Raw genomic sequence first — 25,843 nt, forward strand, 5'->3', positions numbered from 1 at the left:
AACGATCTAGCTACAAGCCGCAGGCTTCAATGCTCCGGCAACTCCACATCGGCAAACAGATCATCAAGTTCCTGCTTGCCGTGGCACAGCAGCGCCTGATCCACCCGTTCACGGGTCAGATGAGGTGCGAAAGCTTCAACAAAGGAGTACATGAAGCCGCGTAGAAAGGTACCGCGGCGAAAGCCAATCTTGGTCACACTGGCCTCGAACAGATGGCTGGCGTCGAGGACGACCAGATCCTCGTCTACCTGGGAGTCAACCGCCATCTTGGCGACAATTCCCACGCCTAATCCCAGGCGAACGTAGGTTTTGAGAACGTCTGCATCTGCTGCAGTGAATACCACCTTGGGGCTCAGGCCGCGGTTGCTGAAGGCTTCATCAAGCTTTGAGCGGCCAGTGAACCCAAACACATAGGTCACCAGCGGAAACTCCGCCAGTGCTTCGAGCGTCAGGGGGCCCACCCTGGTCAGCGGATGCCCCTTGGGCACAATTACGCAGCGGTTCCAGCGGTAGCACGGCATCATCACCATGTCCGAAAACAGCTCCAGCGCCTCAGTCGCGATGGCAAAATCGGCCGTGCCGTTGACCGTCATCTCGCAGATCTGAATCGGCGTGCCCTGATGCATGTGCAGTGAGACGTCGGGATAACTCTTGATGAATCGACTGATAATGGGCGGCAGCGCATAACGGGCCTGGGTGTGGGTAGTGGCAATCGTCAGGTTGCCGCGTCGCTCGTTGCTGAATTCCTGGGCTATCTGCTTGATGCTGTCGACCTTGCGCAGAATCTCGCCCGCAGTCTGGATAATACGTTCGCCGGCCGGTGTTATACGCGTCAGGTGTTTACCACTCCGGGAAAAAACCTCAACACCCAGCTCGTCCTCCAGAAGCCTGATCTGCTTGCTGATACCTGGCTGTGATGTGTAGAGACTTTGCGCTGTGGCGGATACGTTGAGGTCGTGATGGGCCACTTCCCAGATATAGCGAAGTTGCTGCAGCTTCATTGGTGCCTTCCCCTGTCGAATCCGCCTGTTCTGTAAAACACCGGCTTTTTATAAATAACAACCGCTCATATAACCATAATAGCTTGTTGTTAGCTCAGGTTAGACCATTCAATGCGAAAAAGGCGGCACGGTTTGCAAAAAAATACTCGCCTTGAGTCAGGCACCGGGCTTGGGTGTACGATTGCTCACACCGTGGGGTACGTGCCCTGTAGGCACCACGCCAACCGCACTCAGGCAATGACCTTCCTGATCATCAAAAAACAGATCCGCTCCAAAGGCGCGCAGAAACTCGGATTTATCCAGACCACCGAGAAAGAGTGACTCGTCCAGCCGGACATCCCACTCCCGCAGGGTACGAATAACGCGTTCATGGGCTGGTGCACTGCGAGCGGTAAACAAAGCCGTACGAATGGGACAATCGCTGTTGGAAAACTCGCGCTGAATACGACTCAACGCAGCGAGAAATCCCTTGAAAGGACCACCTCCAAGCGCCTCTTTTGCAGCAGCCTGCTCACTGGCCTGAAAAGCCTCGAGACCATCGCGCTGGAAGATCTGCTCCGATTCATCCGAGAAGAGCACCGCATCCCCATCGAAGGCAATTCGCAGCTCATCTCTCTCCGCGCGGCGGTGCTTGGAAGGCAAGATGGTAGCCGCTGCGAATCCTGCCTCGAGCGTACTACGAACATCCTCGGCATGGGTCGATAAAAACAGCTGGCTACCGAAAGCGGGAATGTAGGCAAACGGACTGCGTCCGCCAGCAAAGGCCGCGCGGGTAATGCTCAGCCCGTAATGCTGGATCGAATTGAACACACGCAGCCCTGTATCAGCACTGTTGCGCGACAAGAGGACGACCTCCACGCGACTCTCGCCCTCAAGCAGATTATTGATGTGCAGAAGCTTCTGTACCAGTACGAAAGCCTCCCCCTGCTCGAGGGGAATGTCTTCGCGTTCGATCTGGTATTGCCGGTAGGCTTCAAGCCCCTCTTGCTCATACACCTGGTGACTGTCATCCAGGTCAAACAGAGCCCTTGAAGAAATGGCTATCACCAGCTTTTCGCCCAGTTTGACCGGCATGCCCTGCCCCTATTCGGTTTGCATGTAGCTATCCTGCACGAACTGCAGCATGTTCAACAAGGCCGAGATTCTGGGCATGCTGAATCCTGCCGCAGTGCCAAGCCTCAAGGCTTCTCCGTAGAGGCTGTCGAGCTCCATCGGACGCTTGTGCAACCAGTCGTGATACATGCTCGGATAGTAATCGGGCATATGCCGGGTAACCTTGAGGAGCTTGGCTGCATAGTCTTCGGGCATGGTGTGGCCGCATGCCTCGGCCGCGCCTACCACCTCTTCCATCAGATCACCGATCAACTGGCGGCTGGCCGGGTTTTTCAGCAGCGCATCAGTACCTGCATCCAGCAGCACCGAAACGCCATTGAACGACGCATTCCAAACCAGTTTCTGCCAGCGGGCCAGGTCGATGTTAGCCATCTCTCGGGCTTCGATACCCGAAGTGCGAAACATTTCTGCGGCCTGCGCAATAATGCCGGCGGCTTCTTCCTCGTTTGCAGATCCGGAGTGATAGCCCAGATCGATCAAGCCGTTGGCCTGATGTTTGACCAGGCCGGGGCCCTCGCGGAATAGACAGACATAGCAAAGCCCACCGATCAGATGAATATGCTCTGGCAAAAGTGGCCGAAGGTGCTCCTCATTATTCAAACCGTTCTGGAAAAGAATAACCTTGGCGCCCTTGGCCGCGGCAGCTGCAATGATCGGAGCCAGATCCGCGTTGCCGGTGGCCTTGGTACCCACCAGGAGCCAGTCGCACGGAGGCATATCGGCTACATCCTGATAGGCCTGGACCGGATTGAGCGTCAGATTGCCGTGAACCATGCTATCGACCGTTATGCCGCGTTCACTGACCGCCGCATATTCACTGCGCAGCAGAAAATGAACATCGTGCCCGGCCCTGGCCAGCATCAAACCATAAAAGCCTCCGATAGCTCCTGTACCAATAACCCCGATGCGTGGTTGTGCATCTTGCATGGCGACCTCTCTTGTTCGACTTATTGAATTCTAGCCCGTCATGGTAATAGCCCCGCAACTATAAAGACAGTCAGCTATGCGACAAACACCCATTAGCTGGCTCAATCGGGGCAATATGCATTGATGGGGTAGCCTGTTCCGCTCTTGTTGATTAAGCTGTCGGCCTACTGATAAAGGCGGCCCGACCGGCAGCCTATATGACCGCTGGAATAGATATGGCCGACTTACCAATTGATGACCTTAACGTTGCCTCCAACGAGGTATTGATCACCCCTGCCCAGCTCAAGGCGAAGATTCCGATGGCGGCCGCATCCGAAGCCACCGTGACCAGCAGCCGGCAGGTAATTCGCGATATTCTCGACGGCAAGGATCACCGGATTTTCATCGTGATCGGCCCCTGCTCGATCCACGACCTGGAAGCAGCCAAGGATTATGCAGAACGCCTCAAGCAACTGGCGGAAGAAGTTGGCGACACCCTGTATCTGGTCATGCGTGTGTATTTTGAAAAGCCCCGTACCACTGTGGGCTGGAAGGGTCTGATCAACGATCCCTACCTCGACGATTCCTTCAAGATCGAGGATGGCTTGCACATTGGGCGACAGCTGTTAAGCGATCTGACGGCCATGGGCTTGCCAACGGCAACCGAAGCACTTGATCCAATATCGCCCCAGTACCTGCAGGACCTGATTTCCTGGTCGGCAATCGGCGCGCGGACGACCGAGTCCCAGACCCACCGCGAAATGTCTTCAGGCCTGTCATCGGCTGTGGGCTTCAAGAACGGCACCGATGGCAGCCTGACGGTGGCCATCAATGCGCTGCAGTCCGTCTCCAGCCCGCACCGCTTCCTGGGCATCAATCAGGACGGTCAGGTGTCGATCGTGACCACCAAGGGCAACCAGTACGGCCACGTCGTATTGCGCGGCGGCAATGGTAAGCCCAACTATGACTCGGTCAGCGTGTCACTGTGCGAGAAGGAGCTTGAAAAAGCAGGAATCGTACCGAACATCATGGTCGACTGCAGTCACGCCAACTCCAACAAGGATCCAGGCCTGCAGCCACTGGTGATGGATAACGTTGCCAATCAGATCCTGGAGGGCAATACCTCCATTATCGGGCTGATGGTCGAGAGCCATATTGGCTGGGGTAACCAATCCATTCCAAAGGATCTCAAGGACCTGCAATACGGTGTTTCCGTCACCGACGCCTGCATTGACTGGGATACCACGGTAGAAAGCGTTCGCAGCATGCATGCCAAGCTGAAAAACATTCTGCCAGGTCGTCAGCGCGGCGCAGAGTAATTATCTGGCTGGATCAGCGAGGCTCGGATGTGCCGCATGGCACTCCGGGCTTAGTTTAAAGCTCGGCCGAGAACAGTCATTGCCAACGTGCCAGACAGGTACACGGGGGCGCGGTATGATTGCCTCTAGACCTTTCAGCCCTGGCGGCTACTAATCTTTTCCTGGCGCTGCATATAACGCTCGACATAGGAGCAGGAGGGAATCACCTGATAGCCTTCTTCCTTGGCAAATTGTAGAGCACGCTCGGTGAGCATGGCGGCAAGACCTTTACCGCGAAGTGCATTGGGTACGTAGGTGCGATAAATATCCAGCGTCTTTCTGCCCAGATCCATATAGGCGAGATAGGCTCGACTACCGTCGATAGTTATGTAGAACTGCTTGTCGCCCTGATCGTGCTGGATCGTTATTTCCTGGTCCATTGTTGTTCTCCCCGGCAGTAAAATAACTGCAAACCTTATTGACCCGCGGCAGCGTTATAAATTCACTGCCGTGGTCAATTCGTTTCACGCGGGTGGCGTTACTCCCACCCCGAGCGCCATCAGCAACGCGATGGACGCCAGACAGGCTATCACTGGTATTGCTACCGTGACCATGAACATATCCTTGTACGCCTCACGGTGCGTCAGACCCATGATCATGAAGGTTGCGATAACCGCACCACAGTGTGGCAGTGAATCCAGACCGCCCGATGCAATCGCGGCAATACGGTGAAGGATTTCCGGTTCAATACCCATTTCCAGGTACTGCGGCGCCAGAGTTTGCATGAATATCTGCAAACCACCGGAAGACGATCCAACAATGGCCGATACTACACTCGCCGAAGCAAATACCGATAACAGCGGTGGCAGGTCGGCGTTGAGGATCCATTGGGCAAATTGGCTGAAGCCGGCTGTCTGGGTAACCACACCACCAAAGCCAATCACGGCAGCAGTATTGATCAGCGGCATGATGGAGTCCTCTGCACCCTGACCAAACACCTCAACCATCTTGCGGCGCATGGAGGGAAAAAGGACCACGCAGGTGAGAGAGCCAAGAATCAGCGCCATACTTGGCCAGATGATCGGCTGAGCCTGACTGAAGACCAGCAGGGACGCCAGAGCACTGTCACTTTGCGACCAGTCGGCCAGGGAAATAATCAGACGTGGCAGCATGATTGTGCCGAGCACTACCGCCATCGGCACCAAAGACATTTTCCATGAAGGAACGTTATCCAGATCGCCAGCCAACTGCTCCATCCGGCGGTCCTGAGCATTCTCGACAAACCCTTCGCCATTGGCACGGGCCAGGCGCCAGCCGCGTTCTACATACCACATGCCCAGACCACCCATGATCAATGCAGCAAACAGACCGATCCAGCCCCCTGCGAACAGGTCAGTGCCCAACGAGCTGGCAGAGATGACGTTGTGAATGGAAGGCGTACCCGGTAACGCAGTCATGGTAAAGGTACCAGCACCAACAGACGTTGCCGCGGCCCAAAGACGTTTTGGCAAGTTGGCTTCACGCATCAAGGTGATGCCCAGCGGATACATGGTAAAGACCACGACAAAAACCACCACGCCACCATATGTCAGCAGAGCGCAGACAATCATGCCCACCAGAAGAGTGTGTTTAACACCAAGGCTTCGGGTTATGGCCAAGGAGATACTCTTGGCCGCCTGGCTGGTTGCCATGGCCTTACCGAAGATTGCTCCACAAAGAAACAGCAGGAAAAAACGCCCGGCAAAGCTGAACGCACCCAATGAGCCAGACGGATAGTATTCAAGCAAGGTACGGGGTATCAGCAAACCATTGGTAACTGCCACCACCAGTGCGCAGACCAAAGACGCGATAAAGATATTGATTCCACGCATGGCCATGTAAATCAGTAGCGCAAGGCCGGCCAGCAGTCCCAGATTTCCCAGCATAGGAAGCGTTCCTTTGTAGTTATAGATTGGCTCGCGACACAATACCGTAGCTACCGGACATTACAACTGTGCGCATGCACTCTTCCATGCGCTGAATAACAGACCTGTCAGGTGGTTTATGGCGCTGGAGTTTCGTTTTCCATGGTTGCTGCTAGACTCAAAACCGCCACAAGGCAGAATTTTTTACCGGTCTAGATTACCAAGGGGATATTTATGAAAAACATATTGAAAGTATCAGCCATTTCACTAGCTGCATTGCTGGCAGTCGGTTGCAGCACCAACGAACATCAGCACCAGCAAATGGAATCACGGGTTGCAGCCGCTGAGTCGTCGGTTGCACGCGCCCAGGCACGCGCTAACGAGGCTTATAGCATGGCAGAAGAAGCCATGGCTGCAGCACAGCGCGCTGATCGCAAGGCCGAAGAAGCCAACGAGCGCGCCCGCCGCATGCTCGAACGCGCCAGCCGCAAGTAAGCCCGTTCTGTCCAATCCAGGTATTCCGGCGCTCGGTCGCCGGAATGCTTTGATTCACGCCATCGCAACGCACGCCGACTAGTAATTCCTGCTGTTTCACTGGGTGGTAATCACCAGTAACTTTGAACCTGATCGACCTCTGGCTGATACTGCATCGCTGTTCCAATCAGAACGGGGATACCCGCCTCCGCGAATACTGCATCCCTGATCGCCTGCCAGTCCAGACGCACCCCTGCAGTAACATCGCTTCGCTGCGCGAGCAATTGCTGTATCGCTGCCTGGCGATCCAGAGTTGAGGGCAACCCGTGCTCATCCAGGGGCGTATGAGCTTCAAGATACAGATCACCCCTGCCGTCGAGTCCCAGCTTGAACGGCTGATTGACGATGCGCACGGACGTATTCAGCGGGATCTGCGGAAACAGCTGGGTAATGTCCTCATTGCGCATGCGAAAACAGCCATGGCTTACCCGCATGCCGATACCGAACTTTCTGTTGGTGCCGTGAATGACATATCCGCTCATGGCCAGATTCATCTTGAAGGGCCCCATCGGATTATCCGGACCCGGCGGCACTACCGCAGGAAGTATGTCGCCCTCGGCGGCATGCTCATCCCGGATGGACTGAGGTGGGTACCACGACGGATTGGCCTCCTTGCGCAAAACCCGAGTTTCGCCAATGGGTGAGGACCAACCCTCCCGGCCTATACCAACAGGAAAAGTCAGGACCTTACCGCCCTCGGGAGGGAAATAGTACAGCCGGTACTCCGGCAGGTTGATCACAATACCGGTGCGCGGTACGACAGGGAGTACGTGCAAGCCGGGCATCCGTATTTCTGCCCCTTCACCCGGCAGCCAGGGGTCGAGTGAAGGATTTGCCGCGATCATTTCAAGATAACCAAAGCCATGCTCGCCACCCAGACTCGCAAAGGTGTCCTCATAACTGGCTGTGACGGTGTAAACCTCGCCTACCAATTCCTGACTCTCACCTTGCAGGGGGTATTCAAAGGCCGCCAGGGGCCCTGCGCTACAGGCGAGCGACGCCAATACACCGCAGCTTACCTGCCTGATACGGGAAAACAGAGCGCTACGCATGTCAGTCTCCCTGGACAACGTTCAGATCTATTTGACGAAACTGGTCAGCAGTGTCGCCCGATCCGGGGTTTGCTGCTCGCCCGGAGCCTGCTCTAGCAATACGCTGCGAGCGAGCATGGGCAAGGCATTCGGGGCACAGTTGCGGCACAAGAGCGCGCACCAACTCGGAAAAAACCGGTCTAGCGGGCAGCAAGTCCCCGCAAAGAGTTCGTTCTATCGGAATATCCAGACGTAGATTGATATCCACCAGGTGGGTATGCCAGGGATCGCCAATGAACAGATCATGTTGTTCCTCGCGTTCGACTACGCACCATCTTCTGGCCATCCAGCTTGCTGTCAAAACCTGTCTCCTGCAGTACTAAATGGCTTCGGTGCCGCCGCTTGGCGACAGCGTAATTAACGTGCATCCAACCAGGCTTCGATCGGGGGCCATGCATTATCCAGAATACGCTCCTGCGCCTTAGCCGTTGGATGGATCCCATCAGCCTGCATCAATGTCCTGTCAGGTTCACCAGCAATCCCGACGAGCAAAAAAGGAACCAGTGGGACATCGTGCTTCTCACTCACATCGACGAAGACCTGCGCGAACGCCTGGGTAAAGCGCAAACCGTAGTTCGGCGGCAATTGCATGCCCAACAGGAGGACATCCGCACCGGAGGTCTGAGCCTGTTCGACCATCACCGAAAGATTCTGTTGCATATTGGCCGGCCGCATTCCGCGGAGCCCATCGTTGCCACCCAATTCTATCACTACCAGATCAGGCTCATGGCGCTCCAACAGGCGTGGCAGGCGGGCCAGCCCCCCTGCTGTAGTATCACCACTCACGGACGCATTTATCACCGGGAGAGACTCTCCCCTGGCCTCCATACGCTGTTCAAGCAGAGATACCCAGCCATCGCTGATTTCCAGACCGAAAGCGGCGCTGATACTATCCCCGACTATCAATATCCCCTCAGCACTCACAGGCCAAGCCAGAGAGCTCAAAAGCACGATTGCCAGGTATTTTCTAATGACCCTAATCAAAAGGCAGATCCCATGTCAGACAGCGTGATCGTTGCTAGCCACCTTAGCAAAGTCGTCAGTAGTCAGGAAGCGACATTGACCATCCTCGACAATGTAAGCCTGGCAATTGCCAAGGGCAGCAGCGTAGCCATTGTGGGTGCTTCAGGGTCCGGCAAGTCCACCTTGTTGAGTCTTCTTGCAGGGTTGGACCTACCCAGCAGTGGCGAGGTGCATCTGGCAGGCAAGAACCTGAGTGAACTCGACGAAGACCAGCGGGCAGAACTGCGCGCGGACCACGTCGGCTTTGTGTTTCAGTCGTTCCAGTTGCTCGATAGCCTGACCGCCCTTGAGAACGTCATGCTGCCCCTGGAGCTGCATGGTCGCCGCGATGCCCGCCAGCGCGCTGCCGACTTACTCGAACGCGTAGGGCTTGGCGCACGACTGACACACTATCCGCGTCAGCTCTCCGGTGGCGAACAGCAACGGGTAGCCATCGCCAGAGCCTTTGCCAGCGAACCGGACATCCTGTTTGCCGACGAACCGACCGGCAACCTGGACGCCGTGACTGGTCAACATATCACCGACCTGCTGTTCGACCTCAACCGCGAGCAGCACACCACACTGGTCATGGTTACCCATGATCAGCGTCTCGCTGAGCGCTGCCAGAGCGCATTGCAACTGGAAGCCGGACGCTTGCTGGAGCCCACGCAATGAAAAACGGCACCTGGTCCCTGGCCACGCGCCTGCTGGCCCGTGAATGGCGCGCAGGGGAGCTGCGCGTGCTGGTCATGGCGTTGATTATTGCCGTACTGGTGAGCACCGCGATCAGCTTCTTCACTGACCGATTGCAACGGGGCATGGTCAGCCGGGCCGCCGAATTTCTGGGCGCCGATATGGTGGTGTCCTCCCGTGCACCGCTACCCGAAGCCTTTTTGCAAAGGGCTCTGGATGATGGCCTGTCCCATGTGGACGTGGTCGAATTCAACAGCATGATGAGCGGTGCGGTGGAGATCCAGCTCTCCAGCGTCAAGGCTGTAGGCACAGGCTATCCATTGAAGGGCCAGGTACGGGTAGCTGATGAAATGTTCGGTGCCGAACGCGTCGTCAATACCATTCCAGCTCCCGGCGAAGTCTGGATCGAACCCCGGCTTGCCGCCCAGCTCGCCCTCAAGACCGGCGACAGGCTGGATGTGGGTATGGCCAGCATGAGCATCAGTGCGATGCTGACCTACGAGCCCGACAGGGCCGGAGATTTCTACAGCCTGACGCCGCGTGTGCTGATGAATCTGGCTGATCTTGAGGAAACCGCCGTAGTCCAGCCGGGTAGTCGCGTGCGTTACCGCCTGCTCCTGAGCGGTCCCGAGGGAGCACTGCAAGGCTACGCCGACTGGTTGCGGCCGCAGCTTGAAGACAACCAACAACTGACCACTGTGGCTGATGATAACCAGCAGATCGGCAGCGCCCTGGATCGGGCTGCGCAGTTTCTGGGTCTGGCAAGCATTGCTGCCGTTGTACTGTCCGGTGTTGCTGTAGCCCTGTCTGCCAGTCGATTCGCCACGCGCCATTTCGATACCAGTGCGTTGCTGCGTTGCCTGGGCGCGAGCCGACGCCGGGTGATGTCGATCTTTCTGATACAGCTGGCCTGCCTTGGCCTGGTTGCCACGCTCATCGGGCTCGCTCTGGGCTGGGTCATGCAATGGGGACTGGTGCAGCTATTGCGCGAACTACTACCGCCGGATCTACCGGGCGTGGGCCTGAAACCTCTACTGGTCGGCGGCGCTACCGGTCTGATCGCACTGGCTGGCTTTGCCCTGCCCCCTCTTATACGACTGGGCCAGGTAGCACCGCTGCGGGTGCTGCGTCGCGATCTGGCGCCACTTCCGAGCAGTGGCTGGCTGATCTACGGCCTGGCACTAGGCGGATTGAGCCTGCTGATGTGGCAGTTCACCGGGAATCTGCGCATAACCCTCGCGGTAGTCTTCGGCGGCGCTCTTGCCGCGCTATTGCTGGGTCTGGTGGCCTGGGCGCTGCTGCGCGTATCCGGCAACCGGCTGCGTAATGCCGGCCTTGCCTGGCGCCTGGGCAGTGGCCAGCTTCTCAAGCAGCCTATTGCTGCCGCCGGCCAGATACTTGCGTTCGGTCTTATATTGATGTCGATGGTGGTGGTTCTGATCCTGCGCACTGAATTGCTCGATACCTGGCAACAGCAACTACCCGAGGACACCCCCAACCACTTCGCGCTGAATATCATGCCAGCCGAGCAGGCCGAATTCACCGCGGCTCTGGAACGTATCGGTGCGATTAGCGCCCCGCTATACCCGGTAACTCCGGGGCGTTTGACCGAAATCAATGGTCAGCCAGTTCGTGAGCTGGTGACCAAGGAAAGCCAGGGCGAGCGTGCTATCAGCCGGGACCTGAGCCTAACCTGGTCAGCCACCATGGCCGCAGACAACAACCTTCTGGCCGGCGAATGGTGGCCGGAGCCGCTGCCCGAGGATGAGTCGTTGATCTCAATTGAATCGGGTCTGGCCGACAGCCTTGGCGTAGAAGTGGGTGATGTGCTGAGCTTCGTGATTGCGGGTCAGGTGCTGGATGCCCGCGTGCGGAATATTCGGGAAGTAAACTGGGACAACTTTACCCCCAACTTCTACGTTATCTTCTCACCCGGCAGCCTGGACTCTATGCCAGCAACCTTGCTCACCAGCTTCAGTCTGCCAACGGAAAAACGCGCAGAGCTGCGCGATCTGGCAAGGGCCTTCCCGGCCATGACCTTGCTGGAAGTCGAGGCGCTGCTCAAACAGATTCGCGATATTCTCGCCCAGGTCACGCTGGCGGTGGAGTACGTCATGGTATTTGTCCTGCTGGCAGGCTTTACGGTGTTGTTCGCCGCGCTTCAATCGACCCTGGATAGTCGTCTTTATGAGGGAGCTCTGCTACGCACGCTGGGGGCACGCAAGGGGCTGCTGCGACAGGCCAACCGCCTGGAGTTCGCCCTGCTGGGTTCCCTGGCCGGCATTATGGCGATTGTCGCTGCGGAGCTGATTACCTGGCTACTATATCGCTTCGCGCTGAATCTGGACTGGTCACCGCATTATCTGTTCTGGGTGTTGGTGCCCTTGAGCGGTGCAGTTCTTATCGGTGTCGCAGGTGCACTGGGAACCCGGGCTGTGGTGCGGGAAAGTCCGATGCGCCTGATCAACCGCGGGAGCTAGGCGGTGTAGTCGATCGCATTGATAACCCAACCCATCTCGCCCTCGGGGGTGACCACCACCACTTCATCCCCGACCGACTTGCCCAGTAAGGCGCGCGCCATGGGCGAGTCGATCGAGATGTAATCCTTGCGGCCGAAGATTTCATCGTAGCCCACTACGCGAAAGCGCCTCGCATCCCCATCATCGCTTTCAACCTCCACCCAGGCACCGAAGAAAACCCGTCCGTCCTGCTCGGCCCTGTGCTCGACAACCTTCAGGTCCTCGATACGCTTGCGTAAATAACGCACCCGTCGGTCGATTTCGCGGAGCAACTTCTTGTTGTACTGGTAATCCGCATTTTCACTGCGATCACCGAGCGAAGCTGCCCAGGTTACCTTGCGTGTGGTGTCCGGCCTCTTCTCTCGCCAAAGGTAATCCAGCTCTTCCTTCAAGCGCGCATAGCCTTCAACCGTTATCAGACGTGTTGTCAATGGGTCCGCCTCTGTTCTGCCGGTGATCCGCAACCGCGATCGCACCAAAAAAGGGAATTGCTTCGCCCTGCGCACCTTGATGGACCAGGCATCCGCTTCATCCAACCAGTCACAGCCCTGCACTCATATCCATTGTCCGGAGCGACCGCGCAGTCGCTTGATTCTCCCGGAGGCCTGCTATGCCTCGCCCTGAGAGATGTACAGGACAGAGTCGTCATTCGCGATTGCCGACAGAAAAGTCAAATGGCACACAACTTGCTCGTGATGAGATATTCCTGGCCGACTATCCGGCCAGACTCACCCGGCGGTCAATGGCGGCCTTCACCGGGATGGTGAACCTGGCAGCGTAGTCAGACCCTCACTCACTGTAAACAACCCATGAATATCAGGCAAAGGCGCCTGGAGCTGATCAGCAGCTTCAGGCGCTTTTTTTTGTTTTGGGCCTTTGCCAACGGCAACGGCTCCGACGGAGGAAAAGCTATGAGCTCCAGCAAACAGTCAGCCAGCAAGGAGACCCTGGTCATCATCGGCAACGGCATGGTCGGTCACCACTGTGTCGAGCAGTTGATCGAGCGCGGCGCTCTCGACCGCTACGAACTGCACGTGTTTGGCGAGGAACATCATCGTGCCTACGACCGGGTCCATCTGTCCGAGTATTTTGGTGGACGTGACGCCGAATCCCTGGCCCTGTGTGACTCCAAACTCTATGCAACCCATGGTGTGGAGCTGCACCTTGGCGTTCAGGTGGTGGATATCGACCGCGAGCACAAGGAAGTGATCACTGGTAATGGACGTCAGACCTATGATCGTTTGATCCTCGCAACCGGCTCCTACCCCTTCGTCCCCCCCATTACTGGCGCCGAGGGCAACTCTCGTCTGGTATATCGCACTCTGGAAGACCTCGACGGGATCCGCGCAGCCGCTGCCGGTGCGCGTCGGGGTGTTGTGGTCGGAGGCGGCTTACTGGGTCTTGAGGCGGGTAATGCGCTCAAGTCCCTTGGGCTGGAAGCCCATGTGGTCGAGTTTGCGCCACGTCTGATGCCGGTGCAGCTGGATGACCAGGGAGGCGCTGCACTCCGGGCGCAGATCGAATCCCTGGGCGTCGGTGTTCACCTGGGCTGCGCTACTGAAGAAATCGTCAATGGCGATGAGTACCGTTACCGTATGAACTTCAAGGGTGGCGAGTTTCTGGAAACCGACCTGATCGTTTTCTCCGCGGGCATTCGCCCACAGGACACGCTGGGGCGCAACGCCGGCCTTGAGCTTGGTCCGCGTGGCGGCATTGCAATCGACAACGATTACCGCACCAGTGATCATGCGATATTTGCCATCGGCGAATGCGCGGCCTGGAACGGCACCTGTTTCGGCCTGGTCGCGCCAGGCTACAGCATGGCGCGCAATCTTGCCCTGCAACTGACAGATGAGCCCCATGAATCCTTTGCCGGCGCAGACATGTCAACCAAGCTCAAGTTGCTAGGCGTTGATGTCGGCTCGATTGGCGATGCCCACGCGGCTACAGAAGGCGCAAAGAGCTACCGCTTCATCGACGAAGCCAACTCAAGCTACCGTCGACTGGTGGTTTCCGCAGATGGCAAGAAGGTGTTGGGCGCCGTGCTGGTCGGTGACAATAGCTACTACGACACCCTGCTGCAGTACTGTCAGAACGGCATAGATCTACCCAAGGACCCAGCCAGCCTGATTCTGCCGCAAGGCGATGGTGCACCCACATTGGGTGCCGACGCGCTGCCCGACACCGCAACCATCTGCTCCTGCCACAACGTCAGCAAGGGTGCAATCTGCTGCTCGATAGATGCCGGCTGCACCGATCTCGGTGAACTGAAGGCAACCACCAAGGCCGGCACCGGTTGCGGCGGTTGCAGCGCCCTGCTCAAGCAGGTGTTTGAACATGAACTCAGTGCCCGTGGTGTCGAGGTGGACAAAAGCCTGTGCGAGCATTTTGCCCATACACGACAGGAGCTTTACGGGATTGTCCGAGTCGAGGGCATTACTCGCTTCGATGATCTCCTTACCAGGTACGGTCGCGGCCACACTGGATGCGATATCTGCAAGCCGGCTGTGGCATCCATACTCGCCTCCTGCTGGAACGAACCGATCACCGACCCATTGCTGATACCCCTGCAGGATACCAACGACACTTTCATGGCCAACATGCAGAAGAACGGCACCTATTCTGTAGTCCCCCGTGTGGCTGGTGGTGAGATTACCCCCGACAAGTTGATTGCCCTCGGCGCGGTAGCGAAGAAATACGACCTCTATACCAAAATCACCGGTGGCCAACGCATCGACCTGTTCGGCGCACAATTACACGAGCTGCCGGAGATCTGGTCCGAGCTGATCGATGCCGGATTCGAAACCGGCCATGCCTACGGCAAGTCACTGCGCACGGTAAAATCCTGCGTCGGCAGCACCTGGTGCCGCTACGGTGTGCAGGACAGCGTCGGCATGGCTATTGTTCTGGAGGACCGCTACAAGGGGCTGCGTTCCCCGCACAAGATCAAGTTCGGCGTGTCCGGCTGTACCCGCGAATGCGCCGAGGCACAGAGCAAGGATATTGGCGTTATCGCCACGGAAAACGGCTGGAACCTTTATGTGTCGGGCAACGGCGGCATGCGTCCGCGCCACGCGGAGTTGTTCGCCACCGATCTGGATGACGCGACCCTGATTCGCTATATCGATCGCTACCTGATGTTCTACGCGCGTACCGCCGACCGCCTGCAACGCACCTCCGTGTGGCGCGAAAGTCTGGAGGGCGGGCTCGACTATCTCAAGGATGTGATCATTGAAGACAGCCTGGGCCTGGCCACAGAGCTCGAGACGCAGATGCAACTGGTGATCGACCGCTATGAATGCGAATGGGCCAACGCCCTGAAAGATCCAGAGAAGCTCAAGCGCTTTCGTACCTTCGTCAACGATGAGCGCGGCGATCCAGATATCCACTTCGTCAAGGAACGCGGTCAGAACAGACCAGCCATGGCCTCCGAACTGCACCTGATACCCGTCACCGAGGAGGTTATCTGATGACACAAACCAGCAGCATTAAAACAGCATCTTACGCAGGCCAATGGCTGGCCGTGTGCAGCCGAACCGATCTGGTCGCCAACTCGGGGGTCGTCGCCTGGCTGGACGGTAACCAGATCGCCCTTTTTTATCTGCCGCGCACCGATCAGGGTGAGCAGGTATTTGCGCTGGAAAATTGTGACCCCAAGTCAGGCGCCAATGTGATTGGCCGGGGTATCGTCGGCCATCTCAATGGCGCGCTGGTAATCGCCTCCCCCCTGTACAAGCAGCATTTTCGTCTGGAAGACGGCGCTTGCCTGGAGTATCCGGAACAGCAACTAAGAGTGTGGCCGGCTCGAATCAGCAGTGACACCGTCGAGATTCAGATCACGCCCTGACAGGCCCTCCCTCAGCTGGATCCCCAAGCGCTCAAGCGCTATCGAGAAGAACTCGAGCTCGCCTACGACCTGGGCCAACCTGCCCAGGCGTTCTTCGCTGCCCTGCAACCAATTTTCCGGCCCCTGCGTATCGCCAACCACCCTCCAATAATTCACCGAAGCGGAACCGTCGCACATATGTTGAAGGCGGTGGTTATCATTTGCCCAGAAAAGGATTAGCATCGCCTGACTTGCTGTCGAGACACATACGTCATCGACCATGCAAAAAAAAAACAATAAGAATGGGACACATCAATGGACATTGCCCCACCTGACAGTGGCCCCGACCACACCCCCGGCAAAGATGCCTCAGGCGCCGGCACCCGTGCTGATCAGACTCTGCGTAAACGCCGACTGGGTATGTCATTCACCACATACCTGGCTACATTCCTCGTGGTTCTGCTGTTTGCCTACCAGGGTCTGGTTCCGTTAGAGATCGCCATTCACTTTCTGCTGTTCAGTCTGGTGGTCAACGGCCTGATCTGGATCGTCATTCATCTGAATCTCAATCTGAAACTTCGTGATCCGAGCATGACCATGTTGCAGATCACCCTCAGCCAATGGCCTGCGCTCTGGCTGATGTTCTTCCTGGAAGCCGGTCAGGCCCGGGCGATTTTCCTGCTTATCACGGTAGTCCCGTTGCTCTACGGAATTCTGGCTCTCAAGGTCAGGGATTTTGTCTGGGTGAGTGTTATTTTCTTTGTCCAGTATTGCTTTCTGCATCTGGCCTTGTGGCAGTGGCGACCCCAGGTCCTGGAGCCCAGTCTGGAGCTGGTACAGATATTCGTCTTTGTTATGGTGCTAGCCGAGGTAGCTCTGATCGGCGGCTTCATCAGCGGCCTGCGCGACAAGGTAAGACAGCGTAACCATGAACTCAAAGAGGCCATGGAGCGTATTCAGCAACTGGTCAATATTGACGAGCTGACCGGTGTCTACAATCGTCGGCGTATCGTTCAGGCGCTCTCGGACGAGTCCAACCGATGTCGTCGCAGCCCTGCAGCCTTCAGCCTGGGCATCATGGACGTTGATCACTTTAAGGAGGTCAACGACACCTACGGACACCAGGCCGGTGACGAAATCCTCCGTGAGCTAGCCAAAGCAGTCGTCGGCGAGCTGCGAGCCATCGACAGTTTCGGGCGCTATGGCGGAGAGGAGTTTCTGCTGGTTCTGCCACAAACCGCCCTGACCGGAGCACGCATAAAGTCGGAGAGACTCTGCCAAGCAATTAAAGAGTTACGTTTCAAAGGGCTACCCAGCGACTTCAGCATAAGCGTATCTATCGGCGTGGCGGAGGCATTCCCCGAGGAAAGTACCGACGAAACGCTGGCGCGGGCGGACCGCGCTCTTTATGCAGCCAAGGGAAACGGCAGGAACCAGGTGGTCTGCTGCAGCGCTATCAATCCAGCAGATATGGCAAGTCCGCCTAATCTTGAGGACTGAGTACAGCTGCCCATGAACTGCGCTAGTATTGTTTCATCAATACAGCAAGGTACCCGCCATGAGCACCAGCAAGACGTCACCTGCCACTGCCCGTCTGGACAAAATACTGGCCGATGCAAAGCAGAGTCGCGAAAGTGGTTATCGTGAAAAAGCGCTGAAGATGTATCCCTGGATATGTGGTCGCTGCGCCCGTGAGTTCAGTGGTAAACGGGTCAGCGAGCTGACCGTACACCACCGTGATCACAATCACGACAACAACCCTCAGGATGGTTCCAACTGGGAACTGTTATGTCTTTATTGTCACGACAATGAGCATGCGCGCTACACCGACCAGCAGTACTTCAGCGAAGGCTCCACCGCCAGCCAGCAAGGCCCCCAGTCAAGTCACAAGGCATTTGCCGGCCTGGCAGATCTGCTCAAGAACAAATCCTGACATCTGTTCAGTTGCGACCGTGGGGGAGCGTCAGATCCAGGCCATCGCCAATCGGTACGATGCGCGTGGGGTTGATAGTGTCGTGACTGTAATAGTAATGCTGCTTGATCTGTTCGATGTCTACGGTTTCGGCTACACCCGGGACCTGATATAGCTCACGCAGGTATCCGGTAATGCTCGGATAATCCTCAATACGCCGAATATTGCACTTGAAGTGGCCGTGATACACAGGATCGAAGCGCACCAGCGTGGTAAACAACCGCCAATCAGCTTCGGTGATTCGATCTCCCGCCAGATAGCGGTGCTTACCGAGCACAGCTTCAACCCAGTCGAGCGCGCCGAACAGGGTCACACATTCGTCTTCGTAAACGGACTGACTGGTGGCAAAACCTGTCTTGTAGACCCCATTATTGATCTGGTCATAGACCCGACCGTTGACGCTGTCGATCTCTTCGCGCAGGTTCCGGGGATAAAAATCCTCGGTATTGCCGGTCAGGTCGTCGAAGGCACTGTTGAAGATCCGGATGATATCCGACGACTCGTTATTCACGATCGTTTCTTCCCGCGTGTCCCACAAAACCGGGACCGTTACTCTTCCTGTGAAGTCGGGTCGCGCCCGGGTATACAGCTGGTGGTGGCACTCGTAACCGTAAAGCGGCTCCGGCGGATCATAGGTCCAGCCCTTTTCGAGCATGTGGGGGTGCACCACGCTGACGGGTATATGTTCCTCCAGCTCCTTGAGCTTGCGCATGATCAGCGCCCGGTGTGCCCAAGGGCAAGCCATCGACACATACAGATGATAGCGACCGGACTCCGGCGCGAACCGCCCTTGCGGTTCGATCCAGTCACGAAAGCCCGCATCTTCGCGCACAAACTTGCCGCCGGTACTCTCGGTGTCATACCACTCGTCGTGCCAGATACCCTCAACCAACCTGCCCATACCAGGAACTCCCGTAATTATTGATGCGCAGAGCTTGGCAGCACTATCGACTCCTGACCAGTTACCGAAAAACCTTGCGGCAATTATTCAGGGAAGCGCGTATACTACTCGATCTATTTATTCCCCAAGGTTCACTTCAAGTATGTCCGATACCGCTCCGGCGGCACCTCAGTTCGCCGACTTAGGCCTGCCTGCACCACTCCTCGAGGCGATTACCAGCCTCGGATACGAAACACCCTCCGCCATTCAGGCCGAGGCAATCCCCACACTACTGGCTGGCGAGGACCTGCTCGGCCTGGCACAGACCGGTACTGGCAAGACCGCCGCCTTCGCGCTGCCGGTCCTGGCAGGCATCGACGTCAGCGTGCGCGCTACCCAGGCTCTGATCCTGACGCCCACGCGTGAGCTGGCCCTGCAGGTTGCAGAAGCATTCCAGCGCTATGCCCAGAACATGCGCGGCTTTTCCGTGCTTGCTCTGTACGGCGGCTCGGCCTTTGCACCCCAGTTCAAAGCGCTTGAGCGCGGCGCCCATGTTGTCGTAGCAACACCAGGCCGCCTTACCGACCATATGCGTCGTGGCAGCATCAAGTTCGAGAACATGCGATTCCTGGTGCTCGATGAAGCGGACGAAATGCTCAAGATGGGCTTCGCCGACGATCTCGACGCAGTATTTGAGAAGGTGCCAGAGAAGACCCAGAAGGCGCTCTTTTCAGCGACAATGCCAGCAGGCGTGCGTACCGTTGCCCGCAAGCACATGCGCGAGCCGAAGGAAATCCGCCTGCACAGTGGCGTTAGCAGCAGCCTGGACACTATTACCCAGATCGTCTGGGAAGTATCCAATCATCACAAACTGGATGCGATGACGCGCCTGCTCGAAGTAGAACCTGTAGAAGCAATGATCGTTTTTGTGCGCACCAAGACCGCCAGCATGGAAATTGCCGAGCGTCTTGAAGCCAGGGGTTTTGCCGCTGCCGCATTGAATGGCGACCTCAGCCAGCAACTGCGTGAGCAGGTGGTTGATCGTCTCAAGCGTGGTCTGCTGGACATCGTGGTAGCCACCGATGTGGCCGCACGAGGTCTCGACGTTGAGCGTATTTCCCACGTACTCAACTACGACGTACCCCACGACAGCGAATCCTACGTTCACCGCATCGGCCGTACCGGCCGCGCTGGACGCTCGGGTACCGCCATCCTGTTTGCCACGCCCCGTGAGCGTCGCTTGCTGCACCTGCTGGAAAAGGCCACCGGTCAGAAAATCCAGAGCCAGGCATTGCCCAGCGCCGACGCCGTACGCAGCGGTCGCCTGACCAAGCTCGCTACGCGCATCAATACCGCGCGCGAACAGACCGGCGCGCTGCATGAGAAACTGGTAGCAGACCTGCTCGAGCTGACCAACCTGGAACCGGAAGAGTTGGCAGCGACCCTGCTGGCCATCATGCCCAGTGCCAAAACACTGGTCGAACCCGTCAAGGACCTGCCAACCTCGGCACCTGCCAGCCAGAACGACGGCTACGCCGACCGCGACAGCGGACTGGTGCGCTACAAGGTAAAAGGCGGCCGCTCCAATGGCCTCATGCCCAAACCTCTGGTTGATGCTCTTTGGCGTCACGGCGGGCTGCAGCGCCAGCAGATTGGTCATATCAAGCTGTTCAACGAGCACAGTGGTGTGTATCTGCCTGAACTCAGCGAAGCCACACTGGCTAAATTGACTTCAGTCGAGATCAATGGGGTTGCCCTGCAGATCCGTGCCTGGCCCTTGCCGCCTGGCGAATCCGAGCCGCCGACGCGCCCGCGTCCACGCAAGGATTTCGCTGGCAAGCCACGCAGTGCAAAACCCCGCCCGACCAAGTAAGCGTCGTGCAGGACTGGATTGACATCGGCGTCAACCTGACCGACTCCGCCTTCGATAATGATCGTGAGGCGGTCCTCGATCGGGCCTGGCAGGCCGGTGTCAGCCAGATGGTCCTGACCGCCACATCGCTGGCGGTCAGTCACCAGGTACAAGCCCTCTGTAATAAAGACCCCCTGCGTCTATTCTGTACAGCCGGTGTGCACCCACATCAAGCCAGTCAGTGGAATGTCGAGCTGGCTGCAGAGATCCGCACGCTGGCCGCATCCGATTGCGTGCGCGCTATCGGTGAATGTGGGCTCGATTACAACCGGGATTTCTCTCCCCGCACACAGCAAATCAAAGCCCTGGAAGCCCAACTGGAGCTTGCCGCAGACCTTCAGTTGCCAGTGTTTCTGCACGAGCGCGACGCCAGCACGGTTCTAATCGATATGCTCCGGGATTATCGAGACAGAATTCCCGCAGCCGTGGTGCACTGCTTTACCGCAGATCGCGAGGCGCTTTACCCTTATCTTGATCTGGATTTGCATATCGGCATTACCGGCTGGATTTGCGATGAAAGGCGCGGTAGTCATCTTCATTCACTGGTAGGCAGCATTCCCGCGGGCAGATTGATGATCGAGACTGATGCGCCCTGGCTAGTGCCACGCACCCTGCGTCCCAAGCCGAAAAAGGGTCGCAACGAGCCAGCTTTCATTACCGAAGTAGCCATCACTCTGGCGAACTGTCGTAATGAATCCATCGAGCATCTTTCAGCGCATACCACCGCTACTGCAAGACACTTCTTCGGCTTGCCCACCCCTGGAAATAATCCACCCACCGGGATTTGATACATTCCATCGGCTGTTTGTGGATATTCAAGCATGCCCCTTGGCGGCTGCGCGCTAATGAGCCATGATGACTGAAGACATAACAAAGCCAGACGCGGCCCTCGTTCACCGAATGTGCCCGCCGACCTCGGAGTACTCAGCAGATCATGCGTTTTTTCCTTCGCCAGCTTCTTGTTTCTACCACTGCCGTGCTCACCGTAGCCACAGCCGCCTGGGCGGCCGACTCAGGCACATTGCCCTCCACAGTCAAGCAATCCCTTACCGCCGCCAACCTGCCTGCCGACGCCATGTCGATGGCAGCCATACCCCTGGAAGGTCAGGGCATGGCTCAGTTCGTCAACGCCGACAAGATCGTCAATCCAGCTTCGACCATGAAGCTGGTTACTACTTATGCTGCCCTTGAATTACTCGGCCCTACGTACAGCTGGCGCAGCGAGTTACTTGGAACGGGGCCTATCAATAATGGCGTGCTAGAGGGCGATCTGATCTTCCGCGCCAGCGGTGACCCGAAAATGACTATCGAGCGTATGTGGACCCTCTTGCGGGATCTGCGCGCGGCGGGTGTCCGTGAAATTGCTGGTGACCTGGTACTGCAACCCGCTGATATAAGGCTGCCAGCGGATGCAACACCTTTCCCGGATGATGGCAACGACCCGAGCAAGCCTTTTCTGGTTGAACCTGATCCCTTACTGACCAACCTGAAGCTTCTGGTGCTGAGCAGTTATGGCGAGAGCAATGGCGTACGCATCCATATGGAGCCCGCCCTGCCCGAGGTAACGATCAGTAACCAGCTGAGGCTACTGCCGCCTGTCAACTCATGCCCATGGCCCAACGTGACCTACGGTATTGAGGATAACGGTACGAACGCGACCATCACGCTGGTCGGCGCACTGCACGAAGGCTGCTCCGTTCAGCGCTATATGTCCGCATTGAATGCACCTACCTACACCGGCAGCATGTTGCGCAGCCTGTGGCGGGATATGGGTGGAGCTGTCCGTGGGACGACCCGGGTCGGTCAGGCTCCCAGCAATGCACGCCAGCTGTCCTTCAGCGACTCACCCGATCTGGTGACTGTGATCAGGGACATCAATAAATTCAGCAATAACACCATGGCCCGCCAGCTTTTTCTGGCCATTGGCCGTGAAATGCGCCTGCCAGGGGATCTGGATGATCAACGCTCAGCTGTGCGCAGCATCAACCAATGGCTGGGCAGCAAGGGGATTCAGCCAACAGCGCTGGTTATGGAGAACGGCTCTGGTCTGTCGAGAATCGAGCGTCTGACAGCAAGGGATATGGCCATGCTGCTGCAAGAGGCCTGGAAAAGCCCCTACTCAGCCGAATTCATTGCCTCTCTACCGCTGGCTGCAATGGATGGCACAATGCGTCGGCGTCTGCGTAATACGTCGGTAGCCGGACAGGCCCATATCAAGACTGGCTCACTGCGAAGCGTTCGTGCGATTGCCGGGATTACCCGTGACGCCAATGGTCAGAGCTGGGCCGTTGCAGCCATCGTCAACCATCCTGCAGCCGGTGCCAGCCGCGAAGCACTGGACCGGGTTCTGACGGATGTATATCGGCGCGCGCCTACCAACATTGCTACCAACCGGTAAGCCGCCTCAGGCGCGGCGCGCTATACACCAGGTACGGTGAATCCGCGTATTGCGCTGGAAATCCTTGTCCAGCGTTTGCGCGGAAATGTCACTGACCTGATATTTCTCCTCAAGCTCCCGATCGAACCGGAACCGTCGGAAATTGTTGGAAAAATACGCGGTGCCACCCGGGGCCAGCCGCGCCATGGCCAACTCGATCAGACGCACATGATCACGCTGCACATCAAAGACATCTTCCAGCCGCTTGGAGTTAGAGAAAGTCGGCGGATCGATAAAGATCAGATCGTATTCGCCCCGGTCATCTTCCAGCCACTGCATTACATCAGCGTGCACCAATTGGTGCAGATCCGACAAGCCGTTCAGAGACAGATTGCGCCGCGCCCAGTCCAGATAGGTTTTTGATAGATCCACACTGGTCGTGCTACGGGCGCCGCCCACAGCCGCATGAACCGTAGCACTGGCGGTATAGCAAAACAGGTTAAGAAAGCGCTTGCCCCGGGCTTCAGCAGCCAGTTTGAGGCGCAGGGGTCTGTGGTCGAGGAAGACCCCGGTGTCCAGGTAATCGGTCAGATTGACCAGCAGTTTGACCTGCCCCTCACGCACGGTGAGAAACTCACCCTTGCGATCCATCCGCTGATATTGCTTGCTACCACTCTGACGCAGGCGCTGCTTGAGTACCACATGGCTGGCAGGAATACCCAATACATCGGGCAAGGCGACCAGCACATCCTGCAAACGACTGCGCGCCTTGTCTTCGCTGATACTTTCTGGCGCCTGGTATTCCTGCACATGGGCCCAATCGTCGTAGAGGTCAATTGCCACGGCGAATTCAGGCATGTCGGCATCGTAGACCCGATAACAGGTAATGCCCTGCTGACGTGCCCACTTACCCAGATTCTTCAGGTTTTTCTTCAGACGGTTGGCAAACATCTGGGCCGACTCGCTTAAACGAGCGGCACTGGGCTGCTCGGTCACCGTCGGATTGCTCGTCTCATGGGACTGTACGCGGGCTGCCTGCTCAACACCTGCCTCCGGCCGCTTGGTCGCGCCAGCTCCGGTGACATAGCGCTCGGGTTGCAGCTCCATCATCAGCAACTTGCAAGGCAAGGCGCCATTGAACAGCGAGTACTGCTTGTGGCTGCGGATGCCCATCCGCTTGCCCAGATCCGGATTACCAGTGAAGATCGCCGCCTGCCAGCCGATACACTGCTCTCGCAGCACCTCTCCGAGTTTCTGGTAAAGGTAGACCAGGCTGGCCTCCTCCCCCAGACGCTCACCGTAGGGCGGATTGCACACGATCAGACCCGTCTGCCCCCTGTCGGGGTGTGGCTCGAAAGTGGCCAGCTCACCCTGGTAAACCTTGACCCAGCCGGTCAGACCCGCGCGCTGTATATTGTTTCGCACCGGCTGCAGCAGACGTGGATCCGCTTCGTAACCGCGAATCCACAGAGGCTCGCCAGCCAGGCCAACCTCAGCCCGCTGATGCGCCTGGGCAATCAGTGATTCCCAAATGTGCGGTTGATGCTGCAGCCAGCGACTGAAACCGAATTGTTCACGTTGCAGGTTGGGCGCCATATCGGTAGCCATCATCGCTGCCTCGACCAGGAAGGTCCCGGAACCACACATGGGATCGGCTAGTGCGCTGCCTGAGGCCGCCAGCTGCGGCCAACCCGCGCGAATCAATATCGCCGCTGCGAGGTTCTCCTTGAGCGGCGCAGCGCCCTGCTGCAGGCGATAGCCACGCTGGTGCAAGCTGTGACCAGACAAGTCGATGGCCAACTGGGCCTCACCACTGCGGCAGTGCACATTGATGCGCAAGTCCGGATTCTGACGATCCACACCCGGACGCGTCCCGTCCGGCTGACGCAGCCGATCAACAATTGCGTCCTTGACCTTCAGCGCACCGAAATGGGTGTTATCAACACCCGGCAAGATGCCGACAAAATCCACGCTCAGGGTTGCTTCAACCTGCATGTGCGCCGCCCAGTCCACCGCAGCGACGCCGTCATACAGGGCCTGGGCATCGCTCACACTGAATCGATTGAGTACCAGCAATACGCGGTTGGCCAGTCGTGACCACAAACAGATGCGATAGCCCAGCTCCAGGTTACCGCTGATGCTTACACCCGCAACCGTTTCCCGGGCATTTTCCGCACCCAGGGCATTCAGTTCGTCGAGCAGCAATCCTTCAAGGCCTTTCGGGCATGTGACAAAAAATTCAAGGCTATCGTGCATCTGTTTGATTTCCACTGCTTTGTGATTTTTACATTAGCGGTGTTAGTGCGCTGGCCGCTAAAGGATTACCCGTCTATTACAAATCGGTCTTTGGGTGTCCCTTACCGATAGGTTACAACAGGACAGGACTCGAGAACGGGCAAACCTCTCGGGAAGCCGGATCAAAGGATCGACTTCCCCCGTCATGACAGGAACCTCCCTGCCATGCCACCTCCGACACTGCGAATTGCAGGCCGGTTTGTTCTACCAAATGAGGGCTCTACTGTATGAGAAGACTCAAGCGTGATCAGATGGAACGAGCATTTCTACGCGGTTATCAGAACGGGGTTCATGGCAAGTCCCAGGACTCATGTCCGTTCAACAGTCCGACCACTCGCCAGAACTGGATCAATGGCTGGCGTGAAGGCCGAGCCGATCACTGGGCCGGCTACACCGGCATTTCCGGCGTGCATCGCCTCAACGAAATGCATGCTGTAGGTTGAATTCCCAGAGTACCCTTTTTCCCATGGCGCTTCCCTAAAGCGCCGGGCCTTTCGGGGCCCCACCGGCCTTCGCTACG

General features: G+C 57.4%; 23 protein-coding genes. 12 read left to right on the forward strand and 11 right to left on the reverse strand.

Features of this window, described 5'->3' with window-relative positions; all coding sequences use genetic code 11:
* Nucleotides 1-26: 26 nt before the first annotated feature.
* The 3 genes from cysB to AAC076_RS05850 form a co-directional block, all read right to left on the reverse strand.
* Entirely contained in the window at nucleotides 27-1,001 is a 975-nt protein-coding gene (gene cysB / locus AAC076_RS05840; RefSeq protein WP_339843544.1) for an HTH-type transcriptional regulator CysB, read from the reverse strand.
* 156 nt (nucleotides 1,002-1,157) lie between these two features.
* On the reverse strand, nucleotides 1,158-2,075 hold the full coding sequence (locus AAC076_RS05845) for a 5'-nucleotidase (protein WP_339843546.1): 918 nt from the start codon (nucleotides 2,073-2,075) through the stop codon (nucleotides 1,158-1,160).
* A gap of 9 nt (nucleotides 2,076-2,084) precedes the next feature.
* The gene (locus AAC076_RS05850) at nucleotides 2,085-3,041 is read right to left on the reverse strand and encodes a putative 2-dehydropantoate 2-reductase (RefSeq protein WP_339843548.1); all 957 of its coding nucleotides are present in this window, start codon (nucleotides 3,039-3,041) and stop codon (nucleotides 2,085-2,087) included.
* A 215-nt stretch (nucleotides 3,042-3,256) separates the two neighbouring features.
* On the opposite strand from AAC076_RS05850, the gene AAC076_RS05855 reads away from it, so the two are divergent.
* Nucleotides 3,257-4,339, forward strand: coding sequence for a 3-deoxy-7-phosphoheptulonate synthase (locus AAC076_RS05855; RefSeq protein WP_339843550.1), 1,083 nt, complete (start codon nucleotides 3,257-3,259; stop codon nucleotides 4,337-4,339).
* 134 nt (nucleotides 4,340-4,473) lie between these two features.
* Here the strand turns inward: AAC076_RS05855 and AAC076_RS05860 are convergent, their stop codons facing one another.
* Together AAC076_RS05860 and AAC076_RS05865 are read right to left on the reverse strand one after the other, a co-directional pair.
* Nucleotides 4,474-4,758: a GNAT family N-acetyltransferase gene (locus tag AAC076_RS05860; protein WP_339843551.1), complete on the reverse strand. Its 285-nt coding sequence runs from the start codon at nucleotides 4,756-4,758 to the stop codon at nucleotides 4,474-4,476.
* An 84-nt stretch (nucleotides 4,759-4,842) separates the two neighbouring features.
* Complete coding sequence (locus tag AAC076_RS05865) at nucleotides 4,843-6,243, reverse strand: GntP family permease (protein ID WP_339843552.1); 1,401 nt, start codon at nucleotides 6,241-6,243, stop codon at nucleotides 4,843-4,845.
* 213 nt (nucleotides 6,244-6,456) lie between these two features.
* Here AAC076_RS05865 and AAC076_RS05870 point away from each other — a divergent pair, with 213 nt between their 5' ends.
* Nucleotides 6,457-6,717 carry an Lpp/OprI family alanine-zipper lipoprotein gene (locus AAC076_RS05870; protein ID WP_339843554.1) on the forward strand — a complete coding sequence of 87 codons (261 nt, stop codon included), beginning with the start codon at nucleotides 6,457-6,459 and terminating at the stop codon, nucleotides 6,715-6,717.
* 110 nt (nucleotides 6,718-6,827) lie between these two features.
* Here AAC076_RS05870 and AAC076_RS05875 read toward each other — a convergent pair whose 3' ends face one another.
* Genes AAC076_RS05875 through AAC076_RS05885 form a run of 3 tightly spaced genes read right to left on the reverse strand, consistent with a single transcriptional unit; the run spans nucleotide 6,828 to nucleotide 8,807 of the window.
* Complete coding sequence (locus AAC076_RS05875; protein WP_339843555.1) at nucleotides 6,828-7,808, reverse strand: L,D-transpeptidase family protein; 981 nt, start codon at nucleotides 7,806-7,808, stop codon at nucleotides 6,828-6,830.
* A 1-nt stretch (nucleotide 7,809) separates the two neighbouring features.
* Nucleotides 7,810-8,148, reverse strand: coding sequence for a hypothetical protein (locus AAC076_RS05880; protein ID WP_339843556.1), 339 nt, complete (start codon nucleotides 8,146-8,148; stop codon nucleotides 7,810-7,812).
* A gap of 56 nt (nucleotides 8,149-8,204) precedes the next feature.
* Nucleotides 8,205-8,807, reverse strand: coding sequence for an arylesterase (locus tag AAC076_RS05885; RefSeq protein ID WP_339843642.1), 603 nt, complete (start codon nucleotides 8,805-8,807; stop codon nucleotides 8,205-8,207).
* Between the two features lie 36 nt (nucleotides 8,808-8,843).
* Between AAC076_RS05885 and AAC076_RS05890 the strand changes: the two genes are divergently transcribed.
* Both AAC076_RS05890 and AAC076_RS05895 read left to right on the forward strand, forming a co-directional pair.
* Complete coding sequence (locus tag AAC076_RS05890) at nucleotides 8,844-9,524, forward strand: ABC transporter ATP-binding protein (RefSeq protein WP_339843558.1); 681 nt, start codon at nucleotides 8,844-8,846, stop codon at nucleotides 9,522-9,524.
* Nucleotides 9,521-12,022: an FtsX-like permease family protein gene (locus AAC076_RS05895; protein WP_339843560.1), complete on the forward strand. Its 2,502-nt coding sequence runs from the start codon at nucleotides 9,521-9,523 to the stop codon at nucleotides 12,020-12,022. Before AAC076_RS05890 ends, AAC076_RS05895 begins: the two co-directional genes overlap by 4 nt.
* On the opposite strand, the gene greB is transcribed toward AAC076_RS05895, so the two are convergent.
* Complete coding sequence (gene greB / locus AAC076_RS05900; RefSeq protein WP_339843562.1) at nucleotides 12,019-12,492, reverse strand: transcription elongation factor GreB; 474 nt, start codon at nucleotides 12,490-12,492, stop codon at nucleotides 12,019-12,021. The two genes, AAC076_RS05895 and greB, sit on opposite strands and share 4 nt — an antisense overlap.
* Before the next feature lie 480 nt (nucleotides 12,493-12,972).
* Between greB and nirB the strand changes: the two genes are divergently transcribed.
* The 4 genes from nirB to AAC076_RS05920 all read left to right on the forward strand — a co-directional run bounded on the left by nirB (nucleotide 12,973) and on the right by AAC076_RS05920 (nucleotide 17,820).
* Nucleotides 12,973-15,531, forward strand: a complete 2,559-nt coding sequence (gene nirB / locus AAC076_RS05905) for a nitrite reductase large subunit NirB (RefSeq protein ID WP_339843563.1) — start codon at nucleotides 12,973-12,975, stop codon at nucleotides 15,529-15,531.
* On the forward strand, nucleotides 15,531-15,908 hold the full coding sequence (gene nirD / locus AAC076_RS05910) for a nitrite reductase small subunit NirD (RefSeq protein WP_339843564.1): 378 nt from the start codon (nucleotides 15,531-15,533) through the stop codon (nucleotides 15,906-15,908). The genes nirB and nirD overlap by 1 nt, the downstream gene beginning before the upstream one ends.
* 294 nt (nucleotides 15,909-16,202) lie before the next feature.
* Entirely contained in the window at nucleotides 16,203-17,387 is a 1,185-nt protein-coding gene (locus tag AAC076_RS05915) for a GGDEF domain-containing protein (protein ID WP_339843566.1), read from the forward strand.
* A gap of 58 nt (nucleotides 17,388-17,445) precedes the next feature.
* Nucleotides 17,446-17,820 (forward strand): YajD family HNH nuclease, encoded by a 375-nt coding sequence (locus AAC076_RS05920; RefSeq protein WP_339843568.1) that lies wholly within the window; start codon nucleotides 17,446-17,448, stop codon nucleotides 17,818-17,820.
* A 7-nt stretch (nucleotides 17,821-17,827) separates the two neighbouring features.
* On the opposite strand, the gene AAC076_RS05925 is transcribed toward AAC076_RS05920, so the two are convergent.
* Nucleotides 17,828-18,760 carry a glutathione S-transferase family protein gene (locus tag AAC076_RS05925; protein ID WP_339843570.1) on the reverse strand — a complete coding sequence of 311 codons (933 nt, stop codon included), beginning with the start codon at nucleotides 18,758-18,760 and terminating at the stop codon, nucleotides 17,828-17,830.
* Between the two features lie 142 nt (nucleotides 18,761-18,902).
* On the opposite strand from AAC076_RS05925, the gene AAC076_RS05930 reads away from it, so the two are divergent.
* The 3 genes from AAC076_RS05930 (at nucleotide 18,903) to dacB (ending at nucleotide 23,049) form a co-directional block, all read left to right on the forward strand.
* A complete protein-coding gene (locus tag AAC076_RS05930; protein WP_339843572.1) occupies nucleotides 18,903-20,612 on the forward strand; it encodes a DEAD/DEAH box helicase in 1,710 nt (569 codons plus the stop codon).
* Between the two features lie 5 nt (nucleotides 20,613-20,617).
* On the forward strand, nucleotides 20,618-21,439 hold the full coding sequence (locus AAC076_RS05935) for a TatD family hydrolase (protein ID WP_339843574.1): 822 nt from the start codon (nucleotides 20,618-20,620) through the stop codon (nucleotides 21,437-21,439).
* Nucleotides 21,440-21,585: 146 nt separating this feature from the next.
* Entirely contained in the window at nucleotides 21,586-23,049 is a 1,464-nt protein-coding gene (dacB, locus tag AAC076_RS05940; protein WP_339843577.1) for a D-alanyl-D-alanine carboxypeptidase/D-alanyl-D-alanine-endopeptidase, read from the forward strand.
* 6 nt (nucleotides 23,050-23,055) lie between these two features.
* On the opposite strand, the gene rlmKL is transcribed toward dacB, so the two are convergent.
* Entirely contained in the window at nucleotides 23,056-25,284 is a 2,229-nt protein-coding gene (gene rlmKL / locus AAC076_RS05945) for a bifunctional 23S rRNA (guanine(2069)-N(7))-methyltransferase RlmK/23S rRNA (guanine(2445)-N(2))-methyltransferase RlmL (RefSeq protein WP_339843578.1), read from the reverse strand.
* A gap of 266 nt (nucleotides 25,285-25,550) precedes the next feature.
* On the opposite strand from rlmKL, the gene rmf reads away from it, so the two are divergent.
* Nucleotides 25,551-25,766, forward strand: coding sequence for a ribosome modulation factor (gene rmf / locus AAC076_RS05950; RefSeq protein WP_339843579.1), 216 nt, complete (start codon nucleotides 25,551-25,553; stop codon nucleotides 25,764-25,766).
* Nucleotides 25,767-25,843: the final 77 nt, after the last annotated feature.

This window comes from uncultured Halopseudomonas sp. (assembly GCF_963977355.1).
Taxonomy (GTDB): domain Bacteria; phylum Pseudomonadota; class Gammaproteobacteria; order Pseudomonadales; family Pseudomonadaceae; genus Halopseudomonas.